Annotated in this window: 5 protein-coding genes and 1 pseudogene; 5 read left to right on the top strand and 1 reads right to left on the bottom strand. The window is 53.1% G+C overall.

The genetic code is table 11. The features are described 5' to 3' along the window. The first annotated feature begins 246 nt into the window (after positions 1 to 246). Positions 247 to 606 (top strand): nucleotidyltransferase domain-containing protein, encoded by a 360-nt coding sequence (locus tag FJ146_19165; protein MBM4254092.1) that lies wholly within the window; start codon positions 247 to 249, stop codon positions 604 to 606. After that, the gene (locus FJ146_19170) at positions 560 to 1012 is read left to right on the top strand and encodes a DUF86 domain-containing protein (GenBank protein MBM4254093.1); all 453 of its coding nucleotides are present in this window, start codon (positions 560 to 562) and stop codon (positions 1010 to 1012) included. The genes FJ146_19165 and FJ146_19170 overlap by 47 nt, the downstream gene beginning before the upstream one ends. On the opposite strand, the gene FJ146_19175 is transcribed toward FJ146_19170, so the two are convergent. Further along, complete coding sequence (locus FJ146_19175) at positions 996 to 2102, bottom strand: spermidine/putrescine ABC transporter substrate-binding protein (protein MBM4254094.1); 1107 nt, start codon at positions 2100 to 2102, stop codon at positions 996 to 998. The two genes, FJ146_19170 and FJ146_19175, sit on opposite strands and share 17 nt — an antisense overlap. A gap of 101 nt (positions 2103 to 2203) precedes the next feature. Between FJ146_19175 and FJ146_19180 the strand changes: the two are divergent. From FJ146_19180 to FJ146_19190, 3 genes and pseudogenes are all read left to right on the top strand, one after another. Continuing rightward, a pseudogene (locus tag FJ146_19180) lies at positions 2204 to 2929 on the top strand (ABC transporter ATP-binding protein). A gap of 460 nt (positions 2930 to 3389) precedes the next feature. Then, a complete protein-coding gene (locus FJ146_19185) occupies positions 3390 to 4214 on the top strand; it encodes an ABC transporter permease (GenBank protein ID MBM4254095.1) in 825 nt (274 codons plus the stop codon). Continuing rightward, the gene (locus FJ146_19190) at positions 4195 to 5010 is read left to right on the top strand and encodes an ABC transporter permease (GenBank protein MBM4254096.1); all 816 of its coding nucleotides are present in this window, start codon (positions 4195 to 4197) and stop codon (positions 5008 to 5010) included. Before FJ146_19185 ends, FJ146_19190 begins: the two co-directional genes overlap by 20 nt. Positions 5011 to 5625 lie beyond the last annotated feature (615 nt).

A 5625-nucleotide genomic window follows, 5' to 3' on the forward strand; every position in this document is an offset into this window, starting at 1 on the left:
GCCGGGCAGCCAAGCGGATGATAAGGCTTGGTAAAACCTCAAAAATCCGTCCCGCGCGGCAGGTATTTTAGGGGCTTAGCTGGCTGTCGCGCGAATTCATTGGCTTAAACTTTTCTGCAGATGATTCGACGATTTGGCTCAGCAACGTAAATTGTCCAGGATTAGTTGTCTGCCTGGTGGACGTCGCTCTAAATGTTTTGTTAGCCTGAAGTTCTCTGGAGACGAGACGCAAAGCAACGGTAGAAAATGAATAAAGCACGAAAAATTACGGCCCCAACTTGGAGTGCACGGGATTTGCCTGCGATGCCAGACTTTCTCGTGGTATTGATTGCGAGGGCGAAACAAGTTTTAGACCTTGAGCGAGTCGTCATTTTTGGCTCGCGGGCTCGCGGCGATCATCACGAACGATCTGATTACGATCTCTGTTTTTACGTCAGCTCACCGCGTCAATGGGCTCAATTTGTTGTAGAGGCGCAAGAGAACTCGGGAACTTTGTGTCCTCTTGATTTGGTTAAATTTGATAGCATCGATACGAATTTGGCGGCTGAAATCACGCAAAATGGAGTGCTGCTATATGACGGTAAAAAAAGTGCAGATCGCGTTTGAAAATTTGGATCGTGCATTCGCGTCACTTGTGGAATTTCTCGCTGAACCGATTGTCACTCGTCGTGACATGGCAGGCGTGATTCAGGCATTTGAATACACCTATGAGCAGTTTTGGAAGGTGTTTAAGAAAGTGGCCGAAGCCGAGGCTCTTGAGGTTGCGTCACCACGGCAGGCCATCCAGGCAGCTTACCAGCTTGGACTGATTGACCCCAATTTGGAATCAGATTGGGCTGACATCATAAAGACGCGAAACGAGACCTCTCACACCTACAACGAAGACCAGGCTAAGCGGGCTGTGGCTAAAATTAGCGGTGTGTTTGTTACGTGTTTTAGAGACGCACGCAAGCGGCTGACTGATTTCACCGCCAAAAACTTGAATGCACTACCCTCTAACCAGACACCTTAACCTCGAGCCAGATCCTGTCGTAGATCGTAGTGGTATCGCCTAGGTCGCGGAGCATCTCGCAGTTCTTGATGGTGGACTCTGTCGGAAAAAGTACCGGGTGCTGCTTGAGCTCTAGCGGGAGAAAAGCTGCAGCGCCTTTGACCACCGGACCGTAGTACATGCGCTGGACAAAGTCGGCGTTGACCCTGGGTTGGTAGAAATAGTTGATGAATGCATAAGCTGCATCCACGTGTTTGGCTCCTTTGGGGATCACCATGTTGTCGATGGCGATGATGCTGCCCTCTTTGGGGATGACAAACTGGAGCGCTTTGCCGCTGTCGCGAGCCGCGACCATGGTCTCACCGGAATACATGTGAGCCATGACGACTTCGCCAGTGGTGATCAGAGTGCTAGGGAAGGCATTAAAGGCCTTGAGATTTTGTTTTGCTGTGATGAGTGTGGTTTTAGCTTGGTTGAGTTCATCTCGGTTTTGGGTGTTGACGCTATGGCCATCGATTTTTAAGGCGACAGCCAAGGCCTCGCGTACATCATCCATCAGGGAAACGCGGCCCTTGACCTTTTGATTGCGCAACAGATCGTTCCAGCTTGTGACAGGATCCTTGTAGGCTCTGGTATTGACGGCAATGCCACTGACAGCCCAGGCGAACGGTACGGACCATGTGTTGGCGGGGTCATAGGATCGTCCGAGAAATCTGGGGTCTATTTGGTCCAGGCGCGTAATACGTCTACGGTCGAGTTGCTGGAGGAGGTTTAGTTTGATCATCGTGCTGACCATATAGTCTGACGGCACGATCAGGTCGTATCCGGTGGCCCCGGATTGTAACTTGGCAAGGAGTTCTTCGTTAGAGGCGTAGTTGGATTCGCGGATTTTGATCCCGGATGCCCGAGTGAAATCCTCAATCATGGCGGGCGACGTATAGTCGGCCCAGATGTATAGGTTTAAGACGGCCTCGTCTTCGGTCGTGCGGAGCTTGCCCATATGGGAATCCGGACGTTTCTTGAAGATGGTGCACGAGACTGTGAGTAGAGCCAGCAGCAAAGATGCGGTCACATGGTAAGTTGGGCGGGCAAGTTTGCTATAACTTTGCATAGGAAATTCGTTGGATTAGGTGTACGTAAAGGTCGTTTGTGGGTAAATTTGAATACACTAAACAATGACAACATGTTAGCGAAAAACTACCGGTCCTGGCCATGCTAAGTATACGTCAAATTAATAAACGCTACGGCTCCCATCAAGCCTTGAAAGATGCCACGCTCGAGCTAGAGCCCGGTGAGTTCTTTTCGATCCTAGGCCCTAGCGGCTGCGGTAAGTCCACATTACTCCGGATCCTTGGCGGCTTTGAGACTCCAGACTCCGGCTCGGTTTGGTTGGGCGGTGTAGATATCACCCGCGTGCCGCCGCATGAGCGGCCGACCAATATGGTTTTTCAGCGTTATGCCTTGTTTCCACACCTGAGTGTGGCAGCAAATGTCGGCTTCAGTCTGAGCCTTGGTCGCATGACAGGGGCCGAACGTCGACGGTATGTAGACGAGGCTTTGGCGCTAGTCGCCATGGAGGGAATGGGGGAGCGCCGTGTGCAATCGCTCTCGGGCGGGCAGCAGCAGCGGGTGGCTTTGGCTAGGGCGCTCATTTGTAAACCTAAAGTACTACTTCTCGACGAACCTCTTAGTGCGCTTGATTTGCAGCTGCGGCTTCGCATGCAGGCGGAACTAAGAGCTCTGCAGCGACGGCTAGGCATGACCTTTGTCTTCGTGACGCACGATCAGAGTGAAGCTCTGAGCATGTCGGACCGGATGGCCGTCGTGAACCGCGGGCACATCGAACAGGTTGGATCCCCTGCGGCCCTGTATGATCACCCAGCTACCGATTTTGTCGCCTCGTTTCTCGGGACGATGAACCGGGTCACGGTGCAATATAGTGCTCCCTGTAACCAGTCTAGTGATCATGTTTGGGTAAATTTAGACGGCAGCAACAGGCTAAGGGCCAGGTGGTCTCAGGGCAGGCCGTTGCCGGCAGCCGGCACACCGGTGACCATGCTCGTGAGACCGGAAAAGATAGGCTTGCGCGAGGCTCACTCGCATGAGGCCAGTGTTGTCTCCACTGACGGTCGTGAACTATCCCTGCCGTGTCAGGTTTCTGACATGGCCTTTCACGGTGCTACGACGCAGGTGACGGCACACGTCGCCAATCTAGCTACATCCGTGACGGTGACCCATCTCAATCGCGACAGTTTACCGGCCGGGCTTAGTTTGGGTTCACGGGTCCAGCTCGTGATCCGGCTTGACCTAGATCATGTCCTTATCGCTCCTGCTATCCCTCCCGTAACGACGGGGGGCTGATTCATTGAAGCGTTTTGCGACTTTTTTGTTGATTCCTATGACTTTGTGGCTCGGTCTTTTTCTCGTTGGTCCCTTGGTGATGGTAGCGCTTTATAGCTTACTGCAACGCGGGCCTTATGGCGAAATCGTGTGGCATTTCAACCTAGCCAACTACCAGCGCGCACTAGATCCCCTGTATCTCCGCGTCTATGCCAAGAGTTTAGTGCTGGCGGGATCGACCACGGGCATCTGTGCAGTTCTTGGTTTACCGCTGGCGTATACCATTGCCACGTCCTCGAAGAGGTGGCAGCCCACCCTGCTAGGCTTACTCATGCTGCCATTTCTTACAAACTTTGTCGTGCGGGTCTATGCCATCAGACTCATACTTGCGGCTGAGGGGCCCATTAATCTACTGCTGCTTGGCTCAGGACTCACCACGGAGCCCTGGCTGATGACCGACTCTGCGTTTGCGGTCGCTCTCGGCATGGTGACAAACTATCTGCCGTTTATGGTGCTTCCCATCTATGTGGTGTTTGAAAAGTTTGACTTTACCATCATCGATGCTGCCAAGGATCTTGGTGCCAGGGGATGGCCCATATTTAGGCGCATTATTTTGCCGTTGGCTCGCCCCGGCCTGATTTCTGGGGTAAGTCTCGTATTTGTACCCGTGCTTGGTGAGTATACGATACCGGATTTGCTCGGTGGCGCTAAGACGCTGATGCTTGGCGGCCTTATCACCGAACAATTTCTGCGCGTGCGCGACTGGCCCTTTGGCGCAGCATTAGCGATGATTTTGGTGCTGTCTATGGTGAGCGTGATGGGGCTCATGCGTTTAGTCGGTGATCCCGCCACTAGGAGGCAGCGTGGCTTCATCCCTGGGTAAAGAGCACTCGCGACCACGTCCGCACGTTGTGGCCTATGCGGTGTCGTTAGTTTGTTACGCGCTGATGCTACTGCCATTAGTGGCCATTGTTTTTTACTCTGTCCTCGCTCCGTCGAGCACGGATGGTGATGCCGCATGGACCCTAACGCTGGATTGGTACCGTGACCTCAGTAACGACGATCAGATCATGCAGGCGCTAGCGACTAGTCTCTGGGTGGCCGGCGCGGCAAGCTTGGGTGCGACCATACTCGGTGTGAGTGGAGCCCTCGCGTTGCATCAATCGCGGGTGCGGTTCAAAGGACCACTATCTGTGCTAGTCGCATTACCGCTGGCGCTTCCAGAGCTCGTGCTTGGTCTAGCTTCGGTCATCTGGTTTGGCACTCTAGGTCTAAACCTAGGCATGAGCACCGTTATCGTCGGACATATCACACTCACCACGGCCTACGTCGTCACGGTTATCAATGCGCGTCTCACTGATCTGGATGATGCACTCACCGATGCGGCCCTTGACCTAGGCGCTTCGCCACTACAAGCGCTCTGGCGCGTGACACTACCGCTGCTGACCCCTGCGATAGGTGCCGGAGCTATGATGGCTTTCACGCTGTCGTTTGACGATTTCATGATCAGTTTTTTCACCTCAGGGGTCGACAGAGATACACTGCCGATGCGCATCTATGCGATGATCAGATTTGGGATTAATCGTGAGATCTATGCACTTTCGACGGTACTGATTGCGGTGACGGCGGTGGGTATGGTGCTAAGCGCGGCGTTGCGGCGTAGGTCTGTCATCAATTAGTTTACTGCTTCTTCCCTGGGGCTCACTGCGATGCTGCGAAAAATACTGAGATGGTAGGACAATCAACTCACATTGCCCCAGCACACGAACTTACGTCCCATGCCAACCCGTCCTCCTCCGCAACCCACTATCTGCTTAAATGGCAAGATTTCTCTGTGTCAGTGTCTGTTGCTGTCACCTTGACCAGGAGCAATCTCCGCAATGGTTCGTAGCATCGGCCATCCAGGCAATAGGGCACCTCAGCCCATGAGCTAACTGGACTCCGCCTCCCCATCCAGCACATGCCTCGATCAGCCCTCGATCATGTCAGGTGTTCCCTCGACCAGTCGTCCGGCCCAAACGTGAACTTCCCCTGCTCGCTTTGACCAGGTGTAGTTCTTGAACTCACCCTTTTCCTTAACCACAACCTCAGGCCTAGGTTGGTATATAACCGTTCTGAAATATTGACCTAACAAACTAAAAACACTACAATACGGAAATGTCGGGCGTTTCCGTATGCGAGTGGGTCTATGTTTGAAAGATCATGTAATCTACCGAAAAACCATTCTTTTTTTCTCTTTGGTGCACGCGGCACTGGCAAGACCAGTCTGATTCGGTCGCAGATTAAGCACGAAC

It is taken from the genome of Deltaproteobacteria bacterium, from assembly GCA_016874735.1.
Classification (GTDB): domain Bacteria; phylum Bdellovibrionota_B; class Oligoflexia; order Oligoflexales; family CAIYRB01; genus CAIYRB01.